Genomic DNA, 18,890 nt, shown 5'->3' with positions numbered 1-18,890 from the left:
CCTTCATCAAGGCGAGGGTAAGCGGGCTCAGCCGGCGTCCGCGGGCCCGATGCCGGCCGGGCTGCCGAGGCAGCGGGCGCGCAGCTGCTGCAGCAGCGCCAGGTGCCAGGTCATGCCCAGGCGCTGCAGCGGTGGCTCGGCGGCCTCCAGCTGTTCCAGGGCTCCCGCGCGGTCGCCCTCCAGGGCCAGGACCTCGGCCTGGCACAGGCGATTGAGCGCGGTCTCATGCAGCGACCCGCGGCGCCTGGCCATGACCTGGGCCAGGGCGAGGTAGCGGCCGGGCGGGTGGAGCAGGAAGCCGCGCGCCGCGGCCAGGGCCAGGGCGCGCAGGGCGGTGGGGCCGCCGAGCAGGTCCCCCTCGCGGGCGCGGCGCAGGGCCTGGGCGGCCTGCTGGCGCAGCTGGACGGGGCGGCCCTGGGCCTCGTAGGCCTCCGCCAGCCAGCCGTGCAGCAGAGAGCCGAACAGGCGCTTGCGGCGGGATTGCAGCCATTGCAGGGCGTCTTCCAGGGCCTGCAGTGCGCGCAGGGCCGCGGTGCTGCCCGGCTCGCACTGGCGCCACTGCGCGCGGCTCAGCAGGGCCCGGCTCATGCCGAAGACATAGAGGTTGCGCACCCGCTGGGCGATCTGCAGCGCCTGGCTGGCCGACTGCTGCGCCTCGGCCCAGCGGCCCTGCCACAGCTGCACCAGGGCCAGCAGGCACAGCACCGAACCCTCGACTTCGTGGCCCGCGCCGTAGATGGCCTGGCGCGCCTCCGCGAAGCACTCGGCGGCCTCGTCGAAGGTACCCCAGTCGCCCAGCACGGCGGCCTTGCAGGCCAGGGTGTAGGCCGAGCCCACGGCGGGGCGGGCGCCGCTGCGGTGCTGGCGCTTGATGGCGATGGCGCTGTCCATCAGGTGCAGTGCGGCCTCGTAGTCTCCGGCAGCTGCCAGGGCTTGGCCCAGCGTGGCCTGGGCCTGCACGAGCAGGGGGAGCCAGGTGCCGGCGCTGCCGTCGGGCGGGGGCGCGGCACTGAGCTGCTCCAGGCCCAGCAGCGCTTCACGCAGATGGGCCACCGCGGGCTGGGTCATGCCCAGCGCGTAGGACACATAGCCGCGCCAGTAGACCGTCAGCGCCATGGTGGCGTGGTCGTCGCAGCGCCGGGCCAGGGTCCAGCCGCGTTCGAAATAGGCCAGGTCTTCGGGCGTGGGATCGAAGACACAGGCCAGGCCCAGGCGCTGCAGGATGCGCACCTGCGCGGCGTAGCACGCGGCGCTGGGCGGGCACTGCTCCAGCGCGTCCAGGGCCAGGTGGTAGAAGTACTGGGCACGGTCGGGCGCGGCCCCCTGCTCGGCGCGTTCACCGGCCCGTTCGGCCTGGTGGGCGGCTTCGGCCCATTCGCCCGCCTGGGCCAGGTGGTAGGCCAGGGACGACTGCCCGCTGGCGGCCTCCATCGCAGGGGCTGCGGCCTTGGCCGCCGCCAGGCTGCGGGCGATGCGGCGGTGCAGCTCGCGTCGCTGCGGGCCCCCGACCAGCTGATAGACGACCTCGCGCGTGATGCCGTGCTTGAAGCGCAGCAGGCCCGGGGTCTCCGCCGGGTAGAGCAGGTCGTGGCGCGCCAGGCAGGCCAGGGCGGCCTCGGTGTCGATGGGGGCCGTGGTGTCCTCGCTGCACAGGCCCTGCAGCAGCCACAGGGGCAGGTGCGGGCCGATCACCGCGGCCGTCTTGAGCAGCGCCAGCGGCTCGGCAGGCAGGCGTTCGAGCCGGGCCTCGACCAGGCTGCGCAGCCAAGGCAGCTCCAGGGCCGTCCAGGCCGCCTGGGCGGGCCGGGGCTCCTCCAGGCGCTGGGCCAGCTGGCTGCGGGGCAGCTGGGCGGCGCAATGGCACAGCTCCTCGATGTAGAGCGGATTGCCGCCGCCCTGGGCATGGATGCGCTCGACCAGGAAGGGGTCCAGCCCCGGCAGCAGCTGCGCGATGGCGCCGCGACAGTCCTCCAGCGACAGCGGACCCAGCGCGAAGGATTGGAACTCGCCCCGGTGCTGCACGGGCCCGAGTTCGGCTTCCCGGCTGGTCACCAGCAGCATCAGAGGCCAGTCGCCCAGGCGCATCAGGCGCTCGAGGATCTGTTGGCTGGCCTGGTCCGCCCACTGCCAGTCATCCAGGAAAACCAGCTGCGGCTGCTGCCGCCCCAGCGCCCGCAGCAGGGCGGGCAGGCGGGGCAGCCAGTCGCGCCATGATCGTGCGGCCGCACGGGCATGGGCCGTGGCGTGGGCCTGGGGGCGCAGGGCCTCCAGCCACTCGGCGGCGTCGGCCTGCAGCTCCGTGGGCAGAGCCTGCAGCAGGGCGGCGAGGTCCGGGGCGGTGGGCAGCTGGTCCTGGGGACTCAGCTCGGGCTGGCCGAAGCAGGCCCGCAGCAGCTGCATCCAGGGCTGCATGAGCTCGCCGTGCAGGTGGCCGTCGCAATAGCCGCGGTGGATGCGCCAGCCCTGCTGGCGGGCCTCGGCGATCAGGGCCTCGCACAGCCGCGTCTTGCCCAGGCCCGGCGAGCCGTGGACCAGGGCGGTCCGCGTCTGGCCCGTCGCGGCCTGGGCCAGCAGCTGGCGCAGGTCCTGGAGCTCGTCAACGCGACCGATGAAGGGCAGGGCACCCTGGCGCTCGCGGGCGGCCAGCCGCGTCAGCACCTGGCCGCGCCGCGTGATGCAGACCGCGGGCAGCGGCTCGGCCAGGCCGCGCAGGGGCAGGCGCTGCATGGGGCGGTGCTCGAACTGGTGCAGCTCCGGCCCCAGGGCGGCCTGGCTGACCCAGATCTCGCCGGCCTCGGCCTGCTCGCACAGGCGGGCGGCGATATTGGGCGGCTCGCCGAGCAAGTCCAGGCGGCCGCGTTCGCAGTCGCCCTCGATCACCAGGGTGAGGCCGGCATGGACGCCGCTGTGCATCTGCAGGGGAGGCTGGCGCAGGCTCTCGGCCGCGCGCAGCCGGGTGACGCCGGCATGCAGGTCCAGGGCGGCTTCGGTGGCGCGCCGCGCGGTGTCCTCGCCCCCTTGCGGGTAGCCGAAGACCGCCAGCAGGCCATCGCCCTGCAGACGCACGACCAGGCCCTGATGACGCTCGACGGCGCTGCGGCAGCAGTCGCGCACGCGCGCCAGCAGTTCCAGGTAGTCCTCGGCTTCCAGCTGGGAGGCCAGGAGGCTGGAATCGCTGAGGTCGCTGAAGAGGACGGCCAGGTGCAGCCGCCTGGCGGACGACGGTTCGCGCGGACTCTGTTCTGTGGACACGACGACGCTGGCTCCCTGGCGATGGGGGCAGGTCTTGCCACTGGATCCCGTGGCTTGGTCCCGAGGCTTGGCGCCGGCCCCCGCTGCCGCGCAGTATGGGGGCGCCGGCGCCGGCCGTCCACCGCCGCAGGTGACGACGGACTTGCGCCGTGATCTGCGCCGGACCGGCGCTCAGTCGCCCAGCTCGAAGATCTGGGCCGAGCGCGCGGGCAGGGGCAGGGTGTCTCCCGACTGGGCCAGGCGGCCCTGGCGCCCCGTCATGACCTCGCGCCAGGCCTGGCCCGGCTTGAGCATCTCGGGGAAGCGGCCGATGTCCAGCTGCGCGTCGGTCGCGCCCTTGTGCAGCACCAGCATCAGGGTCCGGCCGCCCAGCTGGCGGAACAGCACATAGACGCCCTGGCGAGGGCTGTAGTGGACGAGCCGCCCCTCGTGGATGGCGGGCTGCCCCTTGCGCCAGTTCAGCAGCCGGCGCAGCCAGTCCTGGGCCTCGCGCTGGCGGGCGTCCAGGCCCTGGCCGGTGAAGGCGTTGACGGCATCGCCGGCCCAGCCCCCGGGGAAGTCGCCGCGCACGGCGCCGTCATCGCGCTCGCGCGGGCTGCTCAGCAGCACCTCGGAGCCGTAGAAGAACTGCGGAATGCGCCGCGTCATGGCCAGGTAGGCGGTGGCCATCTTGTAGAGCGCCAGGTCTCCGTGCAGGGCGGCGATGACGCGTGGGGTGTCGTGATTGCCCTCGAAGACCACCAGGCGTGCCGGGTCGGCGTAGACGAAGTCGTGGGCCAGGGCCTCGTAGAGCTTGGTGAAGCCGCTGTCATGGCCCTCGGGCTCGGTCAGTGAGGCCAGCAGGGCCCCGTGCAGCGGGAAGTCCATCATGGAGGGCATGTGGGAGACGTAGCCGTCGTGGTTGCGCTTGCCGCGCTGCCAGTAGGCCACCACCGCCGGGTGCGGGCTCCATTCCTCGCCGACCAGGTTCAACCGTGGGTACTCCTCCAGCATGCGCTGACTCCAGCGGGCCAGGAAGGCCTTGTCGGAGTAAGAGTAGGTGTCGGTGCGCACGCCGCTGAGGCCGGCGTACTCGATCCACCAGAGGCTCATCTGGATCAGGTAGTTGGCCAGCACGGGCTGGCGCTGGTTGAGGTCCGGCATGTTCGGCGAGAACCAGCCGTCGCTGAAGGCGCGGCGGTCGCTCTCGGTGCCGTAGGGGTCCTGGACGGACATGCGGAAATGGCTGGTCTCGGTGTAGCGCGGCCACTGGTTGACCCAGTCGCGCGTGGGCAGGTCCTGCATCCACCAGTGGCGGGCGCCGATGTGGTTGAGCACGATGTCCTGGATCACGCCCACGCCGCGCTCGCGGGCCTCGGCCGCGAAGGCGCGGAAGTCCTCGTTGCTGCCGAAGCGGGGGTCGACGCGGTAGAGGTCGGTGCTGGCATAGCCGTGGTAGCTGTACTCGAGGCCGTTGTTCTCGGTCAGCGGCGTGGGCCAGATCTGGGTGAAGCCCATGGCGGCCACGTAGTCCAGGTGCTGGCGCATGCCGGCCAGGTTGCCGCCGTGGCGGCCGCCGGGCAGCTCGCGGCGCTCGCCCTCGCTCATGCCGCCGGCATCCGGTGCGGGCAGTCCCTTGGCGAAGCGGTCGGGCACGACCAGGTAGATGGCGTCCTTGGGCCCGAAGCCCTCGCGCTGCGCCGAGCCCGGCGCGCGGGCCTGCAGCGGGTAGGGGTGGCTCAGCACCAGGCGGTCGCCTTCTCGCAGTTCGATGCTCAGGGTGCCAGGTCTTGCCTCGGCGCCGATCTCGAGGTCCAGCACCAGGTAGTTGGGACTCTCCAGGCCCTGCTGGCGCAGCAGGCGCACGCCGGGATACTCGACGCGTGCCTTCAGGCGACCGATGTCCTGGCCATGCAGCATCAGCTGCAGGCCGCTCTGCTTCATGCCCACCCACCAGGAGCGGGGCTCGATGTGATCCAGGGTCATGGCATGTGCGCTGCTGAAGAGGGAGGTGGCCAGGAGCATGGCGCGCAGCCAGGGCTGGCGGCTCAGGAGGGAACGCAGGGGCATGGTCGCACCATTCTCACGGGAGGCGGAAGACGGCAAAGGACTGTGGCGGCAGCTGGAGCTGGTCCGCTCGCAGCGCAGGCGTCGCGCGACGGCGCTCGTGCGCCAGCCGGGCCTGGGCGGCGCTGCGCAGCACGGGGCGCAGGCGCTGGTCCGCGCGGACACCCGCCGGCAACCCCCGCCAGGCCTGCGTGCCATAGTTGATCAGCACCAGCAGGGTCTGGCCCTCGGCGCTGCGCTGGAAGCCGATGACGCTGCCGTCCTGGAAGGCCTGCCGGTAGTCGCCCCGCTTGAGCGCGGGCTGGGTGCGGCGCAAGTGGATCAGCGCACGGTAGTGGTTCAGCAGCGAGCCCGGATCGCGTGCCTGTGCCTGCGCATTGTGCGTGGCCGCGTTGGGCGAGACCGCGCGGAAGGGCCGGCCCTGCGTGAAGCCGCGCTCGTCGGCGGTCCAGCTCATGGGGGCGCGCAGGGGCTCATCGCCCGGGCCCTCGACGCCGGCCATGCCGATCTCTTCGCCGTAATAGAGGAAGGGGATGCCGGGCAGCAGCAGGTAGCTCGCGGCGGCCAGGCGGTAGCGGGCTTCGTCTCCGCCGAGCTGGTCCCAGACGCGGGCGCCGGCAAAGATGTCGTGGTTGGCCAGCATGGTGGCCATGTTCAGGGGCGTGGTCTCGAAATGCCGGGCCAGGGGCGCCAGGGCCTGCGCGTCGCCGCGCACGGCGCCGAGGATCAGCTTCTCCAGGCCGAAGTCGAAGGCGCTGCCGCAGACCTCGGGGCTGGCATAGGCCGCAGGGCTGGCCGTGGCCTCGCAGACGGTGAAGCGCCCGGGATAGCTGCGGATCAGGCGGGTGAAGTCGGCGGTGAGGGCGCGGCTCTCGGGCTGGTCGTTCCAGTCCCTGGCGCTGTTCTCGATCAAGTGGGGCACGGCATCGAGCCGGAAGCCGTCCAGCCCGCGATCCAGCCAGAAGCGCAGGCTCTCGCGGTGATCCTCGACGACGGCCGGGTTGCGCAGGTTGAAGTCCGGCATGTGCGGGCCGAAGGTGGCGAAGTAGCGGGCGCTCGGCGACGCCTGGTCCGGGTCGGCATACCAGGGGGTGTGGCCCCAGATGTCCCAGTCCTTGAGATCGGCGGGGGCCGGGTCTTGCCAGACGTACCAGTCGCGGTAGGGGGACTGCGGATCGCGCAGGCTGTCCTGGAAACGCGGATGCTCGCGGGCGCTGTGGTTGAGGATGTAGTCCATCACCACGCCGATGCCGCGGCGGTGGGCCTGGCGCAGCAGTTCGTCGAAGTCGGCCTGGCTGCCGTAGTCGGGCTCGATGCCGCGGAAGTCGGTGATGGCGTAGCCGTGGTCGTGGTCCGCGCTGCGGGTGATGGGCATCAGCCAGAGGCCGGTCACGCCCAGGCGCTGCAGGTAGTCCAGCCGGCGGGTGAGGCCCCGCAGGTCGCCGATGCCGTCGCCATTGCTGTCCTGGTAGCCGCGCACGAAGACTTCCATGAACACGCCCTGGGACCAGTCCGGCGGCGGGCTGCCCTGGGGCGCGGCGCTGGCGGCCAGGCTCAGACAGCCGAGCCAGCAGCTGCTGAGAAGTTTGTAGTTGAAATACATGGTGGGACGGATTGCAATGAAGGAATGTCCGCGAAGCAGCATAGTTGCAAACGGGCATCCTGAAAACTCAGGTTTTGTTTGTATGTAGTTTTGCTACTATTTGCGCGGCCGCAGGCGCTGTGGCCACCCCGCATCCCCGACCTCCACTGCATTGTCGCCATGGCCTCTCCTATCTTCATCACTCCCGCGTCGTCCCTCCGCCTGGCTGCTGCGGCCATGGGTTTGCTGCTGGCGCTGCTGCCCGGGCTCGGGCATGCGGAAGGGGCGGCGCTCGCGAGCGAAGGGCTGGCGGCCTGCGATGCGCCGGGCCTGGCCGAGGTCCTGAGGGCCCCGGCGCCGGGAGCGCCCGAGTGGCCGGCGCGCGCCCATGCCCTGGACCTGCAGCATCTGCAGTGGCCCGGCCTCAAGGCGGAGGGGGTGCTTCGCCTCGTCGCGGCATGGCGTGGCGGCCTGAAGGCGGTGGCGGGTGAGCCTGTGCAGGGGGTCGACGCCAGCCTGCCGGTCCGGCGTGGCGAGGCGCTGCCCGAGGCGCTGGCCCTGAAGTTCCCGCACCTCCGCGCGGGTGGCGTGCTGACGCTGCCGCCGGGCCTGGGCCTGGACGAGCGCTGGTTGCGCGCCGAGCTGCTGCTGCTGCGGGAGGACGCGCAGGGCCGCGTGCTGGAGGCCAGCCGCCTGCAGCTGCCCGGTGCGCTGGACCAGCTGTATGCCGAGGCCGCCGAGCGCCTGGACTACGGGCCGCTGTTCGCCCCCGCCACCCGGGCCAGCGGCCTGCGCCTGTGGGCGCCGACGGCCCACCAGGTGCAGCTGTGCCTGTATCCCGACGCCGAATCGCCCGCAGCGCGCCTGCTGCCCCTGCAGTGGGAGCCGGCCAGCGGCAGCTGGTTTCTGTCACCGACCGAGGACCTGCGAGGCCAGTACTACCGCTTCCTCCTGGACGTGCTCGTGCCGGGTCAGGGCCTGCTGCGCCAGCGGGTGACCGATCCCTATGCTGTCAGCCTGAATGCCGATTCGCGCCGCAGCTTCATCGCGGACCTGGACGATCCCGCCTGGATGCCGCCCGGCTGGCAGCAGCACCGCCGGCCCGCCCCTGCGGCCGCGCCGACAGACATGAGCATCTACGAGCTCCACGTGCGGGACTTCTCCTGGCATGACCCCAGCCAGCCACCCGCCCTGCGCGGCCGCTTCGGCGCCTTCGCGCAGGCCGAGTCCCTGGGCGTGCAGCATCTGGGCCGGCTCGCACGGGCGGGCATGACGGATGTCCACCTGCTGCCCGTCTTCGACATTGCCAGCATTCCCGAGCGCGGCTGCGTCCAGCCCGCCGTGCCTGATGCCGCGCCGGACAGCGAGGCCCAGCAGGCGGCCGTCAGCGCACTGGCCGGCCGCGACTGCTACAACTGGGGCTACGACCCCCTGCACTACAGCGCCCCGGAAGGCAGCTACGCCAGCGACGCCAATGCCGGCGGGCAACGCCTGCTGGAGTTCCGCCAGATGGTCATGGCCCTGCACGGGCTGGGCCTGCGGGTGGGCATGGATGTGGTCTACAACCACACGCCAGCTTCCGGCCAGCACCTCCATTCGGTGCTGGACCGCGTGGTGCCCGGCTACTACCAGCGTCTGGACGCCGAGGGCCGCGTCGAGCGCTCCACCTGCTGCGACAACACCGCCACCGAGCACCGGATGATGGCCAAGCTGATGAGCGACTCCGTACTGCTGTGGGCGCACAAGCACGGCATCGACTCCTTCCGCTTCGACCTCATGGGCCACCAGCCGCGCGCGGTGATGGAGGCCCTCGCGGCCCGTCTGCGCCGGCAGCTGGGGCATGCCGTGCCCTTGATCGGTGAGGGCTGGAACTTCGGCGAGGTCGCGAACGGCGCGCGCTTCGTGCAGGCCAGCCAGCTGTCGCTCAACGGCAGCGGCATCGGCACCTTCAGTGACCGGGCGCGAGACGCCCTGCGCGGGGGCTCGCCGGGCGATGGATCGCCGGCCGGCCTGGTGCGCCAGGGCTGGGGCAACGGCCTCTTCAGCGCGCCCAACGGCGTGGGGGAACCCGCCACCCGGGCGGCGCTGCAGCAGGCGGCCGACCTGGTCCGCGTGGGCCTGGCGGGCAGCCTGCGCAGCTACCGGCTGAGGGACTGGCGCGGTGTGTCGCGCCCCCTGTCGGGCATCGCCTATGGCGACCAGCCGGCTGGCTATGCCAGCGAGCCGGCGGAGGTCGTCAACTACGCCGAGAACCACGACAACCACACCCTCTTCGACAACCACGTGCTGCGCCTGCCCCGCGATGTCTCGCACGAGGAGCGAGTGAGGGCGCAACTGCTGGCCACGGCGGTGACGGCCTACAGCCAGGGCGTGGCCTACTTCCATGCGGGCATGGAGATCTTGCGGTCCAAGTCCCTGGATCGCAACAGCTTCGACTCGGGCGATGCCTTCAACCGCCTGGACTGGCGCCTGCAGGACAACGGCTTCGGCGCCGGCCTGCCGCCCGCGGCCGACAACGCCGGCGCCTGGCCCCTCTACCGCAGCCTGCTGGCGGATCCCGCGATCAAGCCGCGCCCCCAGGACATCCGCCAGGCTCGCGACATGTTCCTGGACCAGCTGCGCGTGCGCGCCAGCTCCAGCCTCTTTCACCTGCGCAGTGCGGCCGAGGTGCAGCAGCGCCTCAGCTTCCCGCGCCTTCCCCGGGGTGTCCCGCCCACCGTGCTGATGGCGCGGCTGGACGGCCGGGGCCTGCCCGGTGCCGGCTTTCGCGAGCTGCTGATCGTCTTCAATGCAGGGCGCGAGGCGGCCCGTTTCAGCTGGACGCCGGCGCGGCTGGGCTGGCGTCTGCACCCGGTGCTGGCAGCCGCCGACGCGGCGGACACCGCCCTGCGCCAGGGCGCCCGCGCGGATGCCGCGCGGGGCGAGCTGCAGGTGCCGGCCTGGGCGGCGGCGGTGTTCGTGCGCTGAGGCCCTGCCGCAGGCCTGCGACCGCGCCGGTGTTGCCGGCGCCATGAGTTCCGGCACGGCTTGCCAGCGCGGCGCCAGGCGCTCATCATGGGCCGGGATCCCAGCCCTGCGAGGCCCGCATCATGTCTCAGCCCCGACTGTCCGCCCGTCTGCGTCTGGCCGGCATGGCCCTGGCCCTGAGCTTGCTGCAAGCCTGTGCCACCGCGCCCCGGCAGGCCCTGCCCACACCGCCCCTGCTGGACGAGGCCTATGCCCCGGCGCCGGTGCTGCCGAGCAGCCAGGAGCTGCTGGCCCTGTCGCCGGCCATGCGCGAATTCCTGGAGCAGACGGTGCGGCCCAAGGTCCGGATGTATGGCAGCAAGGAGGGCCTGCTGAAGGCGCTCTACCGCGAGGGGCAGCTGCGCCTGCAATACGACGCCGAGAAGACCCGCACCGCCACCGAGACCTTTGCCGATGGCCGGGGCAACTGCCTGTCCCTGGTGCTGATGACGGCCGCCTTTGCGCAGGAGCTGCAGCTGCCGGTCTACTTCCGTTCCGTGCTGGTCGACCCGCAATGGACGCGCAGCGACAGTCTCATCTTCCAGTCCGGCCATGTGAACCTGGGCCTGGGCACGCGGCTGCAGGAGCGGGCCTTCACGGGCACGGTGGAGGCGCCCGTGATCGTGGACTTTCTGCCCGAAGAGGGGCAGTACAGCAGCCGGGCGGTGGAGGTCAGCGTCGCGACCATCACGGCCATGTACTACAACAACCGTGCGGCCGAGCAGCTCAATGCCGGCGACGTCCATGGGGCCTACTGGTGGGCGCGCGCCGCGGTGCTGGCTGATCCGCGCTTCAGTGCCGGCTTCAACACCCTGGCCGTGCTGTACCGCCGGCAGGGGCGGCTGGACCTGGCCGAACGCGTGCTCGAGCAGGTGCTGGCGCAGGAAGCGGACAACGAGGTCGCCCTGGCCAATATGGTGGTCGTGCTGCGCGAGGCCCACCGGACCGAGGAACTGGCACGCTATGAGCAACGGCTGGCGTCCGTGCGGCCCGTGCCGCCCTTCAAGTATTTCGACGACGGCCAGGAGGCGATGAAGCGCCAGGACTACCGTGCGGCTGACGCCCTCTTTGCACAGGAGCTGGCCCGGTCCGGGAACAACCACGAATTGCATTTCTGGGCCGCCCTGGCCAAGCTCGCCCTCGGGCAGCAGGAGCGCGCCGCCCGGCATCTGGCATTGGCCGCCGAAACCAGCCCGACGCCGGGGCAGCAGCGCATCTACCAGGCCAAGCTGAACTGGCTGCAGTCCCATGCAAGATCAAAGGAGCGGATGCAATGAGTGAACGGATCCTCGCCGGCAGGGCCCTGCCGGCCCTGTTGCTGCTGGCCTCGCTGGTCCTGGCCGCTTGTGCCTCGGCCCCTGCGGCCCGGCCTCAGGCCGCCCTGAGCGAGCGTCTGCCCGTCTTCTGGGCCGACGAGCGATTTGCCGAGGACACCGGCGCCCAGATGAAGGGCGAGCTCGCCCTGGCGCTCAGCGAGGACATGGAGCAGTTCGCCCAGCGCTCCCTGGTGCCGATGGCCTCGCGCATCGGCGGGCCTCAGGCGCTGTTCTCGGCTCTGTTCGAGCGGGGGCGGGTGGTCGTCGAGTACAGCTCGGACTACACGCGCAATGCCAGCGAGGCCTGGTCCGCACGGCGCGGCAACTGCCTGTCGCTGGCCCTCATGACGGCGGCCTATGCGCGGCGCCTGGGGGTGGAGCCGCACTTCCACCTCGTGCGCACACCCAATGTCTGGAGCCGCGGAGAGCGCCTGAATTTCCTGGTCCGGCATGTCAACGTCACCCTGGTCGGCGATGGCTCCGACGGCTCGGTGCTGGCTGCTCCCGGCAGCCAGGGCCTGACGGTGGACTTCGTGCCGCCCAACCGGCGCATCCGCGAGGTCGTCAAGGAGATCTCCGAGGCCACCGTGCTGGCGATGTACCTGAACAACCTGGCCTCGGAGGCCATGGACGGCGGTCGCTACGACCAGTCCTACCAGCTCGTGAAGCAGGCCCTGCTGCGTGACCCCGCCTTGCCCGAGGCCTACAACACCCTGGGCCTGGTGCTGCAGCGCCGGGGCGCGACGGACAAGGCCGAGGCGGCCCTGCGGCAGAGCCTGGCCCTGGCGCCCGAGGGCGTGGCCGCGCTGAGCAATCTGCTGGCCCTGCTGGAGCAGCGAGGCGGGGCGGCGGCGCAGGCCGAGTTGCCGCAGCTGCGCGAGCGCCTGGCCGCCGTGCAGCCGCGCGCTCCCTTTGCCGACTTCGACGCGGGCGAGGTCGCGCTGGCCCAGGGCGATGCCGAAGGCGCGCTGGCCGCCTTCCTGAGGCAGCGCGAGGTGACCGGTGACGATGCCCGCATCGAGCAGATGCTGGCGACCAGCTACGCGCGGCTGGGGCGCTTCAGCGAGGCCCGGGACGCGCTGCGCCTGGCGCTGGAGTACAGCGACAACGAAGGCCAGCGACACGAGCTCAGTGCCAAGAAGAAGCTGCTGCTGCAGGCGCGCGCGCAGCAGCCCTGATCCCGCCGTCTTGCGCCTGGTCTTGCTTCACAGGGCCGGCAGGCCGTGGCGCTGCCGGGCCCGGGTGCAGGCCTCGTCACCCAGCCCCAGGGGGGCGCGCAGGCCGAATTCCCGGCAGGGCGAGGGGCGCCACTCGTAGATGCCGCAGTGGGCATCGACACCCACCTGGCCCACCAGTGCAGCGCAGCGCGGGCGCGCATGATCGGTGCCTCGCAGGCGGCACAGGCTGCCGGTGAGGTCCACGCAGAGGCCGTCGGGCACGGAGCCCCCCTCGCTCTGCAGTTCCTCGCGGGCGAAGTCGACGCGGAAGCTGGCGCAGCAGGCGCCGCAGCGGAGGCAGGGGTTGTCGGTGCTCATGCCGGCCAGTGTAGGGGGGCCGGCGCCGCCGGCCGGTGAGGATCAGCGCGGTGGTGGCTCCAGCGATGGCGCTGGCTGCGCGCGTTCCGCCGGGGCCGGCGGCGGCGCGGCCTTGTGCCCGGAGTGATGGCCCGAGGCCACCTCGCGGACCACGGTGACGCTGCAGTCCGACTCCGCCACGACCTGGGCCGACACGCTGCCCAGGTAGCGCCGCAGTGCCGAGTTGCCGCGGGCGCCCATCACGATGTGGTCGGCCCCGTTGCGGGCGGCGAAGTCGATGATGGCTGAGGCGGGGTCCGGCGCCTCCAGCACGTGGAAGGTGAGGCGGCCATCTTCAAGGCTCAGCGCGCGGCTGATGGGGCGCGCCCAGTGCTTGAGTGCGACCAGTTGCTTGACGTGCACGCTCTTGCCGTCCTTGTCGGTCAGCACGTCCATGCCGATGCGGGCGGTGCGCATCACGCTGACGCAGGCCAGGCGCGCCCCCGGCTCGGTCTGCACGATGCGGCGCACGGTCTCGCGCAGCTGTTCCAGCAGGCCCGGGGTGGCGTTCTCGATGTCCACGGCCGCCATGATGATGGGGCTGCGCGCCACCTGCTCGGCCACGCTGGGCTGCAGCACGGGCTCGGAGCCCAGCGCGAAGAACCAGCGCTTGAGTTCCTTGATGGCGCCGCTCTTGCTCATGCGTTCGGCGCGCCGCGTCAGCGTGACGCCTTCGGGGCGCTGCAGGTCCAGGGCCAGCTGGGCCGCGCTCTGGTAGCGGCGCTCGGCCTTGACCTCCAGGCAATGCAGGATCACCTCCTGCAGCCAGGGCGGGATGTCGGGGTTGATGGCGCGCGGCGGCACAGGCTCCACATAGAGCCGCCGGCGCAGGCCGCGCACGGAGGAGGGCTGGCCGAAGGGCCGCTCGCCGGTGGCCAGGTGGTAGAGCATGACGCCCAGGGCGAAGAGGTCGCTGCGCGGGTCGTTGCGCACGAACTGCACCTGCTCGGGAGACATGTAGGGCCCCGTGCCCATGGGCAGGCTGAACTCCTCCTCCAGCAGGTCGGGCAGGTGGTCGTGGCGCGAGAGGCCGAAGTCGATCAGCACCGCACTGCCGTCCGGCCTGAACATGATGTTGCTGGGCTTGATGTCCAGGTGGACCACATGCTGGCGGTGCAGGTCCTGCAGCGCGGTGGCGACGCGGCTGCCGATCTCGACGACCTCGTCCAGCGGCAGCGGTGCCTCGTCCAGCCGGGGGCGCAAGGACTGACCCTCGATGTGCTCCATCACGATATAGGCCTGGCGGGTCCAGTCGCCGCGCGCCACGTAGCGGGGCACATGGGGGCCCTTGAGCGCGGGCATCAGCATCTGCTCGACCTCGAAGCCCACGATGGTGGCCGGGTCCTCGCCGCCCTTGATGCGCGGCACCTTCATCAGCAGCGGGAAGTCCTCGCCCGGCAAGGGGTCCAGCCGGGTGACGCGCCACAGATTGGCCATGCCACCCTGGTGCAGCCGCTCTTCCAGCCGGAAGCCGTCCAGCACCATGCCGGGCTCCAGCGGGCCGACCGCGGGCGAGGGCAGGGCGGTGTCGGTCTTGGCGCTGGGCTTGTCTTCTCGGGCGGCGGTCACTCGCATGGCTGGGTCCCGGGGCTGGTGGCGATGCTCATTCTCCGAGCAGCAGACGCTGCGCAAGCCGCTCGGCGACCGCAGCGTTGAGCCCGGATTGACGGACGCGCGCAGCCGCGGCGTCCACGTCATACGGTACGCGCTGGAAGCTCAGCAGACCCGTGGCCATGTCAAACAATGCGTAGCAGGCCGCCGGGTTGCCGTCACGCGGCTGGCCACAGGAACCGGGGATGACCAGCCACTGCCGGTTGGGCAGCAGGGGGATGTCCACGCCCGGCGAGGGCACGAACTCGCCGGCCTTGCCGGTGCCGGACAGGTGGTAGAGCCGCGGGTCGTGCATGTGGCCGCAGAAGGTGTAGCGGCAGTGCGTCGCATGAAGGCTGCGCATGGCCTCCAGCCGGCCCTGGATGTATTCGTAGCCGGCCGGGTCGAAGGCGTTGGCGTGCACGAAGAGGCAGTCGTCGCGCTCGTGGTGCATGGGCAGCCCGGCGAGGAAATCCAGCTGCGCCGCATCGAGCTGCGCGCGGGTCCAGAGGATGGCGTCGCGGGCGTCGTCGCGCATGCTGGGGAGGGGCCCGGTGACGATGGCGCTGTCATGGTTGCCCATCACCGCGATGGCGCCCTGGCTGACCAGCTCCCGCACCTGGTCGACCACCCACGCCGGGTCACCGCCGTAGCCGACGAGGTCGCCCAGCAACGCAAATTCCTGCGCGCCGTTGATTCGTGCATGGTCGAGCACGGCGCTGAAGGCCTCGCGGTTGGCATGCAGGTCGGAAATCAGGGCAAGCTTCATGTCCGGAGTTTCTCCTGGGACTCTGACGGCATGCTGATGCTTTCATGGCATGCTGAGAGTTCGTGGCTTGGAGTATCACGGATGGTCGTCGGGTGTTGGATGCGTGTGTGGGGGCTGCTCCTGGGCAGTATCGCGGCGGGCATGGCACAGGCGGCCTGCAGCCGGGTGATCCAGGTTCCGCTGGCGCCGGTGGGGCTGAGCGTGCTGCTGCCTCCGCAGGGCGCGGCAACAGGGGTCTATCCCGAGCTGCTGCGCCAGGTGGGTGAGGCCGATGGCTGCCTCTTCGCGATGAGCGCCGTGCCCCGCGCCCGCCAGGAGCTGATGTTCGAGTCCGGCCGCAGCGACGTTCTCGTGCCCGCCTCCCGCACGCCGCGGCGCGATGAATTCGGCGACTTCGTGCCCTTGATCCAGGCGCGGGCCATGATGATCTCCCTGCGGTCCGACCGTGTCCTGCCGAGCAGCCTGCGGGCGCTCGCGCAGGCCAGCGAGCTGCGGGTGGTCCTGGTTCGGGGCTTCGACTACGGGGATGCCTACCAGGCCCTGCTCAAGGAACTGGGGCGGCAGGGGCGTCTGCGGCTGGAGGTGGACCCTGTTTCGGTGGCGCGGGTGCTGGATGCCGGCGGTGCGGACCTGACCGTGATGGCCCCGTCCATCCTGGCCAGCGCCCTGCATGCGGATGAACGGGTCAGCCATCTTTTGGGGCGCCTGCGCCTGGATGCGGCCGAGGAGCTGGGCTGGAACGACAGCGGTGTCTACCTGTCCCGCGCCGCGCTGGGCGAGGCTGATCGCCGGCATCTGCAGGAGTCCCTGGACAAGGCCGCCCGCAGCGGCCTGGTCTGGAAGCTGTTCAAGCAGTTCTATCCGGCCGGCAGCATGGAAGGCAGTCTGCGGCCCAAGTACTGAAGAGGGCGGGTCATCCCGCGAATCCAGATGCCTGACGAAGCCAGCCAGACGATGCTCCAGGGCGCCTGCCATTGCGGTGCCGTGCGCCTGACCCTGCCTTTTGCGCCGGAGACGGCCACGAGCTGCAACTGCTCCCTCTGCCGCCGCACCGGCGGGATCTGGGCCTTCTATGGCCTCGGGTCCGTCACGATCGAGGGGCACCCGGAGCACACGGAGTCCTACGTCTGGGGCGATCGCACCCTGCGCAATCTGCGCTGCCGGACCTGCGGTATCGCCACCCACTGGGAACCGCTGGAGGGCGGGCCCGGCGCCCGGCACGGCGTGAACCTGCGCAACTTCGATCCCCGGCTGCTGGAGTCCGTGCTGGTCAGGCGGTTTGACGGGGCGCAGACGTGGGAGTTTCTGGACTGATGCCGACGTAGCGCCGCCCTCACGGAGGGGTGGTCAACGGGGCCACCTCCCCGTGCGGGGATCGAGGAAGCCAAAGTTCAGCGTGCAGTGAAGGTCTTGCTCCGCAATCCATGCGCCGCGCATCTGGATCGAATGCTCGTCGCGCCGCGAGGCAAGACCTGACCCTGGGCCCGAGCTTCAGCCGATGCGGCCCAGCAGCAGGTACTCCATCAGCGCCTTCTGGACATGCATGCGGTTCTCCGCCTCGTCCCACACGACGGACTGCGGGCCGTCGATCACCTCGGCCGAGACCTCCTCGCCGCGGTGCGCCGGGAGGCAGTGCATGAAGAGGGCGTCCGGCTTGGCGGCGGCCATCATCTCGGCGTCCACGCACCAGTCGGCAAAGGCGGTGCGGCGGGCCTCGTTCTCGGCCTCGTAGCCCATGCTGGTCCAGACGTCGGTCGTGACCAGGTCGGCGCCGCGGCAGGCTTCCATGGGGTCGGTGAAGACCTTGTAGCAGTCGGGATTGCTGACGCCCGCCACCTTGGGGTCGACGCCATAGCCGCTGGGCGTGCTCACGTGCACGGTGAAGCCCAGGATCTCGGCGGCCTGCAGCCAGGTGTTGGCCATGTTGTTGCCGTCACCCACCCAGGCCACCACGCGGCCCTTGAGGCAGTTCATGTCGATGCCGCCGCGGCGGTCCATGCCGCGGGCCTCGAGGAAGGTGAAGAGGTCTGCCACGATCTGGCAGGGGTGGAACTCGTTGGTCAGGCCGTTGATCACAGGCACGCGCGAGTGCGCGGCAAAGCGCTCGATCTTGCTCTGCTCGAAGGTGCGGATCATCACCAGGTCGACCATGCGGCTGATGACGCGGGCGCTGTCCTCCACGGGCTCGGCGCGGCCCAGCTGGCTGTCACCGGTGGTGAGGTGCACCACCGAGCCGCCCATCTGGTACATGCCGGCCTCGAAGCTCACCCGCGTGCGGGTGCTGGCCTTCTCGAAGATCATGGCCAGCGTGCGGTCCTGCAGGGGCTGGTACTTCTCGTAGTTCTTGAAGCGGCGCTTGATGATGGAGGCGCGCTCGAACAGGTGGGCGTACTCTTCGGCGCGGAAGTCCTTGAACTGAAGGTAATGGCGCATGAGGCTGTCCCCGGGCTTCATGCCTGGGTCTCCGAGAGGAATTGCTTGACCACGGGCACGAGCAGGCTCACGACCTGCGCGGCTTCGTCGCTGGAAAGGATGAGGGCGGGCACCAGGCGGATGACGCGGTCAGCGGTGACGCTGATCATCAGGCCGGCCTCTGCGCAGCGGCCCAGCAGAGCGCCGGCGGGGCGGTCCAGCTCGATGCCCAGCATGAGGCCCTGGCCGCGCACCTCGCGCACGCCGGCCACGCCGGCCAGCTCGCGCTCCAGTGCGGCCTTGAGCTCGGCGCCGACCTTGGCGGCATTGGCCAGCAGGTCTTCCTCGACCATCAGCCGCAGGGTCTCCACGCCGGCCCGCATGGCCAGCGGGTTGCCGCCGAAGGTGGTGCCGTGGTTGCCCGGCTGCATGACCTGGGCCGCTCGCGGGCCGCAGACCACCGCACCCACCGGTACGCCCGAGCCCAGGCCCTTGGCCAGCGGCATGACGTCAGGCTGGATGCCGGCCCACTGATGCGCGAACCACTTGCCTGTGCGGCCGATGCCGCATTGCACCTCGTCCAGCATCAGCAGCAGGTCGCGGCGGTCGCAGACGGCGCGCAGCTGCTGCAGGAACTCGATGCGGGCCGGCTTCACGCCGCCTTCGCCCTGGATGGTCTCCAGGAAGATGGCGGTGATGTTGGGATGGGCGTCCAGGGCCTGCTCGACCGCGGCGATGTCATTCAGCGGCACTCGGACAAAACCTGGCACCAGCGGACCGAAGCCGGCGTGGATCTTGGGATTGGCCGTGGCAGACAGCGTGGCCAGCGAGCGGCCGTGGAAGGCGCCCTCGAAGACCAGGATCTCGGGATTGGTGTTGCCGCGGTCGGTGCCGAACTTGCGGGCGATCTTGATCGCGGCCTCGTTGGCTTCCAGGCCCGAGTTGCAGAAGAAGGCGTTGGTCAGGCCCGAGAGCTCCACGAGCTTCGAGGCCAGTTCCTCCTGCAGCGGCACGTGGTAGTAGTTGCTGCAGTGGATCATCTTGCCGATCTGCTCCTGCAGGGCAGGGACCAGCTTGGGGTGTGCATGACCCAGGGTGTTCACCGCGATGCCGCCCAGCGCGTCCAGGTATCGTCGCCCGTTCACGTCCCAGACCCAGACACCCTGGCCATGCGACAGCGCGATCGGCAGGCGGCCATAGGTTTGCATCACATGCGGTTCGGACGGAACGGAAGGCGCAGAGGCGTTCATCAACTCTCCATGTCGGATGGGTGGGGTAAGGGCGCTCCGGGCCTGGTGCTGCGTCAATCCAGCGTCAGGCCGGGAGCCGATGATTCTAAGGTT

General features: G+C 71.0%; 13 protein-coding genes and 1 pseudogene. 5 read left to right on the top strand and 9 right to left on the bottom strand.

The window, feature by feature from the left end:
* Nucleotides 1-27 precede the first annotated feature (27 nt).
* The 3 genes from ABDJ40_RS07465 to ABDJ40_RS07455 form a co-directional block, all read right to left on the bottom strand.
* On the bottom strand, nt 28-3,252 hold the full coding sequence (locus tag ABDJ40_RS07465; RefSeq protein WP_347608253.1) for an ATP-binding protein: 3,225 nt from the start codon (nt 3,250-3,252) through the stop codon (nt 28-30).
* A gap of 171 nt (nt 3,253-3,423) precedes the next feature.
* Nucleotides 3,424-5,301, bottom strand: coding sequence for a glycoside hydrolase family 13 protein (locus ABDJ40_RS07460; protein WP_347608250.1), 1,878 nt, complete (start codon nt 5,299-5,301; stop codon nt 3,424-3,426).
* Between the two features lie 13 nt (nt 5,302-5,314).
* Nucleotides 5,315-6,901, bottom strand: coding sequence for an alpha-amylase family glycosyl hydrolase (locus ABDJ40_RS07455; protein WP_347608247.1), 1,587 nt, complete (start codon nt 6,899-6,901; stop codon nt 5,315-5,317).
* 159 nt (nt 6,902-7,060) lie between these two features.
* On the opposite strand from ABDJ40_RS07455, the gene pulA reads away from it, so the two are divergent.
* The 3 genes from pulA (at nt 7,061) to ABDJ40_RS07440 (ending at nt 12,380) form a co-directional block, all read left to right on the top strand.
* Entirely contained in the window at nt 7,061-9,847 is a 2,787-nt protein-coding gene (pulA, locus tag ABDJ40_RS07450) for a pullulanase-type alpha-1,6-glucosidase (RefSeq protein WP_347608244.1), read from the top strand.
* Nucleotides 9,848-9,969: 122 nt separating this feature from the next.
* Entirely contained in the window at nt 9,970-11,163 is a 1,194-nt protein-coding gene (locus ABDJ40_RS07445) for a tetratricopeptide repeat protein (RefSeq protein WP_347608241.1), read from the top strand.
* A complete protein-coding gene (locus tag ABDJ40_RS07440; RefSeq protein ID WP_347608238.1) occupies nt 11,160-12,380 on the top strand; it encodes a tetratricopeptide repeat protein in 1,221 nt (406 codons plus the stop codon). The genes ABDJ40_RS07445 and ABDJ40_RS07440 overlap by 4 nt, the downstream gene beginning before the upstream one ends.
* Nucleotides 12,381-12,407: 27 nt before the next feature.
* Here the strand turns inward: ABDJ40_RS07440 and ABDJ40_RS07435 are convergent, their stop codons facing one another.
* Genes ABDJ40_RS07435 through ABDJ40_RS07425 form a run of 3 tightly spaced genes read right to left on the bottom strand, consistent with a single transcriptional unit; the run spans nt 12,408 to nt 15,135 of the window.
* Complete coding sequence (locus ABDJ40_RS07435) at nt 12,408-12,737, bottom strand: YkgJ family cysteine cluster protein (RefSeq protein ID WP_347608235.1); 330 nt, start codon at nt 12,735-12,737, stop codon at nt 12,408-12,410.
* Between the two features lie 42 nt (nt 12,738-12,779).
* Complete coding sequence (locus ABDJ40_RS07430; protein ID WP_347608232.1) at nt 12,780-14,351, bottom strand: serine/threonine protein kinase; 1,572 nt, start codon at nt 14,349-14,351, stop codon at nt 12,780-12,782.
* Between the two features lie 28 nt (nt 14,352-14,379).
* A complete protein-coding gene (locus tag ABDJ40_RS07425; RefSeq protein ID WP_347608229.1) occupies nt 14,380-15,135 on the bottom strand; it encodes a metallophosphoesterase family protein in 756 nt (251 codons plus the stop codon).
* A 141-nt stretch (nt 15,136-15,276) separates the two neighbouring features.
* Between ABDJ40_RS07425 and ABDJ40_RS07420 the strand changes: the two genes are divergently transcribed.
* Both ABDJ40_RS07420 and ABDJ40_RS07415 read left to right on the top strand, forming a co-directional pair.
* Nucleotides 15,277-16,038, top strand: coding sequence for a substrate-binding periplasmic protein (locus ABDJ40_RS07420; RefSeq protein ID WP_347608226.1), 762 nt, complete (start codon nt 15,277-15,279; stop codon nt 16,036-16,038).
* 27 nt (nt 16,039-16,065) lie between these two features.
* Nucleotides 16,066-16,449, top strand: coding sequence for a GFA family protein (locus ABDJ40_RS07415; RefSeq protein WP_347608223.1), 384 nt, complete (start codon nt 16,066-16,068; stop codon nt 16,447-16,449).
* 33 nt (nt 16,450-16,482) lie between these two features.
* Here the strand turns inward: ABDJ40_RS07415 and ABDJ40_RS24750 are convergent.
* The 3 genes and pseudogenes from ABDJ40_RS24750 to ABDJ40_RS07405 all read right to left on the bottom strand — a co-directional run.
* Nucleotides 16,483-16,584 (bottom strand): annotated as a pseudogene (locus ABDJ40_RS24750) (hypothetical protein); the annotation flags it as partial.
* A 42-nt stretch (nt 16,585-16,626) separates the two neighbouring features.
* Nucleotides 16,627-17,589, bottom strand: a complete 963-nt coding sequence (argF, locus tag ABDJ40_RS07410; protein WP_269633631.1) for an ornithine carbamoyltransferase — start codon at nt 17,587-17,589, stop codon at nt 16,627-16,629.
* A complete protein-coding gene (locus tag ABDJ40_RS07405) occupies nt 17,586-18,797 on the bottom strand; it encodes an aspartate aminotransferase family protein (protein ID WP_347608219.1) in 1,212 nt (403 codons plus the stop codon). Before ABDJ40_RS07405 ends, argF begins: the two co-directional genes overlap by 4 nt.
* Nucleotides 18,798-18,890: the final 93 nt, after the last annotated feature.

Source organism: Roseateles flavus (assembly GCF_039872765.1).
Lineage (GTDB): Bacteria > Pseudomonadota > Gammaproteobacteria > Burkholderiales > Burkholderiaceae_C > Roseateles_B > Roseateles_B flavus.
The sequence above is the reverse complement of the archived record's forward strand: the minus strand, read 5'-3'. Positions and strand labels throughout refer to the sequence as shown.

Excerpts from the sequence above, each read along its gene's own strand:
- ABDJ40_RS07460 (WP_347608250.1), bottom strand. The coding sequence starts at position 5,301 with ATGCCCCTGCGTTCCCTCCTGAGCCGCCAGCCCTGGCTGCGCGCCATG.
- ABDJ40_RS07455 (WP_347608247.1), bottom strand. The coding sequence starts at position 6,901 with ATGTATTTCAACTACAAACTTCTCAGCAGCTGCTGGCTCGGCTGTCTG.
- pulA (WP_347608244.1), top strand. The coding sequence starts at position 7,061 with ATGGCCTCTCCTATCTTCATCACTCCCGCGTCGTCCCTCCGCCTGGCT.
- ABDJ40_RS07445 (WP_347608241.1), top strand. The coding sequence starts at position 9,970 with ATGTCTCAGCCCCGACTGTCCGCCCGTCTGCGTCTGGCCGGCATGGCC.
- ABDJ40_RS07440 (WP_347608238.1), top strand. The coding sequence starts at position 11,160 with ATGAGTGAACGGATCCTCGCCGGCAGGGCCCTGCCGGCCCTGTTGCTG.
- ABDJ40_RS07435 (WP_347608235.1), bottom strand. The coding sequence starts at position 12,737 with ATGAGCACCGACAACCCCTGCCTCCGCTGCGGCGCCTGCTGCGCCAGC.
- ABDJ40_RS07430 (WP_347608232.1), bottom strand. The coding sequence starts at position 14,351 with ATGCGAGTGACCGCCGCCCGAGAAGACAAGCCCAGCGCCAAGACCGAC.
- ABDJ40_RS07425 (WP_347608229.1), bottom strand. The coding sequence starts at position 15,135 with ATGAAGCTTGCCCTGATTTCCGACCTGCATGCCAACCGCGAGGCCTTC.
- ABDJ40_RS07420 (WP_347608226.1), top strand. The coding sequence starts at position 15,277 with ATGGCACAGGCGGCCTGCAGCCGGGTGATCCAGGTTCCGCTGGCGCCG.
- ABDJ40_RS07415 (WP_347608223.1), top strand. The coding sequence starts at position 16,066 with ATGCCTGACGAAGCCAGCCAGACGATGCTCCAGGGCGCCTGCCATTGC.
- argF (WP_269633631.1), bottom strand. The coding sequence starts at position 17,589 with ATGAAGCCCGGGGACAGCCTCATGCGCCATTACCTTCAGTTCAAGGAC.
- ABDJ40_RS07405 (WP_347608219.1), bottom strand. The coding sequence starts at position 18,797 with ATGAACGCCTCTGCGCCTTCCGTTCCGTCCGAACCGCATGTGATGCAA.